This window comes from Massilimicrobiota sp. An80, assembly GCF_002159255.1.
GTDB lineage: Bacteria > Bacillota_I > Bacilli_A > Erysipelotrichales > Coprobacillaceae > Allocoprobacillus > Allocoprobacillus merdigallinarum.
The window spans coordinates 1-5963 of the sequence record NZ_NFHI01000078.1 but is presented as its reverse complement, the minus strand read 5'-3'; the positions used below and the strand labels follow the sequence as shown (position 1 = coordinate 5963).

General features: G+C 32.1%; 3 protein-coding genes and 1 other annotated feature. Of the genes, 2 read left to right on the top strand and 1 reads right to left on the bottom strand.

Annotated features, from left to right (window positions below; translation table 11 throughout):
* Positions 1–153 precede the first annotated feature (153 nt).
* Positions 154–1644 (bottom strand): lysine--tRNA ligase, encoded by a 1491-nt coding sequence (gene lysS, locus B5G32_RS13060; RefSeq protein ID WP_087936907.1) that lies wholly within the window; start codon positions 1642–1644, stop codon positions 154–156.
* A 33-nt stretch (positions 1645–1677) separates the two neighbouring features.
* Positions 1678–1910: a binding site (T-box leader), on the bottom strand.
* A 170-nt stretch (positions 1911–2080) separates the two neighbouring features.
* Between lysS and B5G32_RS13055 the strand changes: the two genes are divergently transcribed.
* Complete coding sequence (locus B5G32_RS13055; protein WP_087936906.1) at positions 2081–2611, top strand: methylated-DNA--[protein]-cysteine S-methyltransferase; 531 nt, start codon at positions 2081–2083, stop codon at positions 2609–2611.
* A 161-nt stretch (positions 2612–2772) separates the two neighbouring features.
* The gene (locus tag B5G32_RS13050) at positions 2773–5847 is read left to right on the top strand and encodes an ABC transporter ATP-binding protein/permease (protein WP_087936905.1); all 3075 of its coding nucleotides are present in this window, start codon (positions 2773–2775) and stop codon (positions 5845–5847) included.
* Positions 5848–5963: the final 116 nt, after the last annotated feature.

Here is a 5963-nt window from a genome sequence, read left to right as displayed (position 1 = left end):
ATGTAACCTACCTAATCTCAAGTATGATTACTTTTAATAATTTTTTACAGAATATTGTTATGCATTTACTTGATTAAGATTACTTATAGTATATCAGATGAAAAAGTATTTGTTTTTTTTGATTTTCAAATTTAAATTATCTTGTTTTTATCGCTATTTATTTCTTGGTTTCATCTGAGGGAACAAGATAACTTCTTGGATAGATTCTTGACCAGTTAATAACATCACAAGTCTATCAATACCCATACCCATTCCACCTGTTGGTGGTAATCCGTATTCCAATGCTTCTACATAATCTAAATCCATTTCGTTAGCTTCGTCATTTCCAAGTTCTTTTTCTTTTAACTGATTTGCAAATCTTTCATATTGATCATCAGGATCATTTAATTCGTTGAATGCATTTGCATATTCATTACCACAGATAAATAATTCAAATCTCTGTGTGAAACGAGGATCTTCAGGATTTTTTCTTGCTAGTGGAGAAATTTCTACAGGATGTCCATAAACAAATGTAGGATCAACAATTGTTTCTTCTACATATTTTTCAAAGAATTCATTAATAATATGACCATAACCAAAGTGTGCTTCGACTTCAATACCATGTTCTTCAGCTAATTTTTTCGCATCTTCAAAAGTCATATCTCCTGCAAAATCAATTCCAGTTTGTTCTTTAATAGCATCTGTCATAGAAATACGTTTAAATCCAGGAGCTAAAGAAAGCTGATGTCCTTTATATTCAATATCATATGTACCACAAACATCTTTCGCAGCATTAGAAATGATACCTTCAGTTAAATCCATCATTCCTTCTAGATCACTAAATGCTTTATAAACTTCAATTGTTGTAAATTCTGGATTATGAGTTCTATCCATACCTTCATTTCTAAATAAACGTCCAATTTCATAAACAGCATCCATACCACCAACAATTAATCTCTTTAAAGATAATTCAGTCGCAATTCTTAAATAATAATTCATATCTAAAGTATTATGATGTGTAATAAATGGACGAGCAGAAGCACCACCTAAAATAGGATTTAATACAGGTGTTTCAACTTCAGTGTATCCTAAACCATCAAGATAATGTTGAATAGAACGAATAATCTTTGGTCTTGTAAAAGCAATCTTTCTTGCTTCTTCATTCATAATTAAATCAACATATCTTCTTCTATATCTTTCTTCAACGTCATTTAAACCATGATATTTTTCAGGTAAAGGACGTAATGCTTTTGTTAAGTGAATATACTCAGAAGCTTTGACAGATAATTCACCAGTATTTGTCACAAAGACAGTCCCAACAATCCCAACGATATCTCCAATATCACTTTTTGTTAAAACTTCATAACTGTCTTCACCAATAACATCTTTTCTGACATAAATTTGGATTTGCCCTTCTTTATCTTGAATATGCATAAAACATACTTTACCTTTACGACGTTTTGTCATAATTCTACCAGCAACTTTGACTTCAATCGCAGCTTCTTCTAATTCTTCATGTGTTTTTCCTGCATATTTTTCTTTGATTTCTGTTGAAAAAGCAGTGACATCAAATCTTTGTCCAAATGGATCAATACCTTTTTCTCTTAAAAAATTTAACTTTTCACGTCTTACTAATTCCTGTTCATTAAAATGTCTTTCTTCCATAATATCTCCTTTCCAATAAAAAAACTCCCATCCACAAGGGACGAGAGATTATCGTGTTACCACCCTCATTCGTTTATGCATCACTGCATAAACCTTTTCAACTCCTATCAGAGTCTAGCCTGTAACGCGGCACACGTTATTTTATCACATACGATCCAAAATACGGCTCCTAGTCTTTATTCATCGTTACTATGATTGTCCATTTCCACCATCAGGACTCTCTTGTTATCAATCATAACAATTACTCTTCTATTCATCGCCTTTTTTCTATACGCCTGTATTATATAAATAAACTTTCTTGTTGTCAAGACTGCATTTTTTATTTCATTTGAGACTTCATTAGGATTATCATATTCATCAAGAATGAACTTATATATGACAGAATAGTTGTATAGAAAAATAGGGAATGATAAAATGATGATAAGGAGTGAGACTTATGTATTATCAGACATATTATCAATCGCCTTTAGGCAATCTTTTATTGGTATGTGATGAAGAGGGATTGATTGGATTGTGGATTGAAGGGCAGAAATACTTTTTAGGAAATATCAAAGAAAATATTATAAAGAAAGATAATCAGCCCATATTGATACAAACTCAAAAATGGTTAGATGATTATTTTCATCAAAGACAACCTTCCATCAATGATTTAAAATTAACACCAAAAGGCACACAGTTTCAACAGATGGTATGGAAAATATTGTGTGAGATTCCTTATGGTCAAACAATGACTTATGGGGAAATTGCTAAAAAGGTGGCAAAAACATTAAATAAAAAAACAATGTCAGCTCAGGCAGTCGGTGGGGCTGTTGGGCATAATCCTATATCCATCATTATTCCATGTCATCGTGTTGTAGGAAAAGATGGAAGTTTAACAGGATATGCGGGTGGTATTGATAATAAAATCAAGTTATTACAATTAGAGAATGTTGATATGACACGTTTATATGAACCTCGCCAGAGATAAAGAATATATAAGTATGTATATTCTTTTTTTGTGGGAATATATAAAAAGAGGACTATTTCCGGGGAAATATGTCGATATACGATAGGAATATATAAATGTTCATTTTCAATTCAAATAAAAAGGATTTAATAGTATATATTCTATATAAAGGGGATAAGAGAATGCTACAAATTAAGAATATATATAAACAATATAAAACGGGTGATTTAGTTCAAAAGGCATTAGATGGCGTCAGTCTTAATCTCAGAGATAATGAATTTGTTGCGATATTAGGACCAAGTGGAAGTGGAAAGACAACACTTTTAAATATTATTGGTGGATTAGATCGTTATGATAAAGGTGATTTGATTATCAATGGCATTTCGACTAAAAAGTATAAAGATAGAGATTGGGATTCCTATCGTAATCATACCATAGGTTTTGTCTTTCAAAGCTATAATCTGATTCCTCATCAGACTGTCCTGGCTAATGTTGAATTGGCTTTGACGATATCTGGTATTTCTAAAGCAGAGCGTAAAAAGAGAGCAAAGCAAGCTTTAGAAAAGGTGGGTTTAGGTAATCAGGGACACAAGAAACCAAATCAAATGTCTGGAGGACAAATGCAGCGTGTCGCCATTGCGAGAGCTTTGGTTAATGATCCAGATATTTTACTCGCCGATGAACCTACTGGTGCATTGGATAGTGATACCAGTGTTCAGGTTATGGAACTGTTAAAAGACGTTGCCAAAGATCGACTTGTTGTGATGGTAACACATAATCCTGAATTGGCAGAAGCTTATGCAACACGTATTGTTGAATTAAGAGATGGAACAATCCGTAGTGATTCTGATCCATATGAAGTCAGTGAACATGAATTGGATAAACCAAGACATGAAAACATGGGAAAATCTTCAATGTCCTTTTTAACAGCTTTATCTTTAAGTTTTAATAACTTACGTACCAAAAAAGCCCGTACGATTTTAACATCTTTTGCGGGGTCTATTGGAATTATTGGGATTGCATTGATATTATCGCTTTCTAATGGTGTCAATCAATATATTCAATCAATTGAAGAAGAAACATTATCTGAATACCCACTGCAAATACAAAGTACAGGTTTTGATATGACATCTTTGATGGTAGATGTGCAAGATAGTCAAAGTGAAAATAAAGAAGAAGGCCAGATACAAGTTATTCAAATGATTACTAATATGTTTTCAAAGATTGGTTCTAATGACTTGACTTCTTTGAAAGAATATTTAGATAGTGGTGACAGTGATATTAAAGAATATACAAATGCTGTAGAGTATACGTATAATGTATCACCACAAATATACAGTACAGATACAGAAAATATCAGACAGGTTCATCCTGATAAATCATTCCAATCACTTGGTTTAGGCTCTTCAAGTAGTGGAAACAGCATGATGTCAACAATGATGAGTACCGATGTTTTTTATGAAATGCCTAGTGATGAAAGTCTATATGTAGATCAATATGATGTTAAAGCAGGACGTTGGCCTAAGGCTTATAATGAGTGTGTTCTGGTTTTAACACAAAATGGTAAGATTAATGATTTAATGTCGTATACATTGGGGTTAAGAGATTTTTCTGAATTAGATGATATGGTAGATAAGTTCTCTCAAGAGGAAGAAGTCAATGCTCCAGAGAATACAGATACTTATTTATATGAAGATGTATTAGGAAAAGAGTTTAAGCTTGTCAATGCAGCAGATTATTATGAATATGATGAAGAATATGATTTATATAGAGATAAAACAGATAATCAATCCTATATGAAAAAATTGATTGAAAATGGTGAAACTATAAAAATTGTTGGGATTGTTCAACCAGCCAAAGGAACAACAGCGATAATGCTTCAAACGGGTATTGGTTATCCCCAGTCACTGACAACACATGTGATTGAACAAGCTCAAGCAAGTGAAATTGTGAAAAAACAATTAGAAAATAAAGATATTGACGTGTTTACAGGTAATGCTTTTAATGAAGCTAATAATAAAGAGTTTGATATGAATTCATTGTTTAGTGTTGATACAGAGAAGTTAAAGAGTGCGTTTTCAATAGATCAAAGTCAATTGACAAAAGGAATGGGTGAGCTGGATTTAAGCCAGATTCAATTAGATATGTCAAATATGCCTTCTATTGATATGGATGCAATCTTATCACAATTAAATGTTGAGTTTACAAGAGAACAGATTGAATCTTTAAGTCAAAGTATCACAACTGATTTTCAAAATTATATGGTTGAAAATCAGTTGACGGATTCAACTCAGATACAGACTTATTTTATGACTTATATGAAAACATCTCGTGCACAAAGTCTGATTCAACAAAATGTTATTCAATTACTTCAAGATAGTGGTTTAACAGGGCAGTTTGAAACATTATTACAAAATCAGATTCAAACAATGATGACACAATATACAGCACAGATTTCTCAATCCTTAGAAGAACAAATCAGTGCTCAAATGTCTAAACAAATGGAAACATTAGCTCAAAATATGCAATCAGCGATTCAAATTGATCCAACTGCATTTTCTGAAGCTATTCAAATGAATATGAGTGAAGAAGAGTTGTCTGAACTTATGGTCTCACTTATGACAACAGAAACTTCAACTTATGAAAATAATTTAAAAACATTAGGATATGCTGATTTTGATGAACCTAGTGGCATTAATATTTATCCAAAAGATTTTGAAACAAAACAAAATGTTGTGAATATTTTAGATGATTATAATGCCAAAATGGAAAAAACTGATGAAGATAAAGTGATTTCTTATACAGATTATGTAGGTACTTTAATGTCATCAGTAACTGACATTATTAATGTGATTAGTTATGTACTGATTGCCTTTGTTGCTATTTCTTTAGTCGTATCTTCTATTATGATTGGTGTTATTACTTATATCAGTGTCTTAGAACGACAAAAAGAAATTGGAATCTTGCGTGCAATAGGTGCATCTAAGCGTAATATTTCACAAGTTTTCAATGCCGAAACATTTATTATAGGATTACTTGCAGGTGTTTTAGGTATTGTGATTACATTGTTATTGTTGATACCAGGAAACATGATTATTCATTCGATTGCTGGTAATGTAGATGTCAGTGCCTCTTTACCAGTGGCAGGTGGTGTCATCTTAGTTGTGCTTAGCGTTGTTTTAACTTTGATTGGTGGTATTATTCCTTCCAGCAAAGCAGCGAAGAGTGATCCTGTTTCAGCATTACGTAGTGAGTAAAGGGACTGTAACGAAATAAATATTCGTAAGGCCACCTAAAAAAGAAAACGACAATGATTATCTTTAATGATTATCATTGTCGTTTTTGGTATAATTAGATTATGGAATCTTCTAAT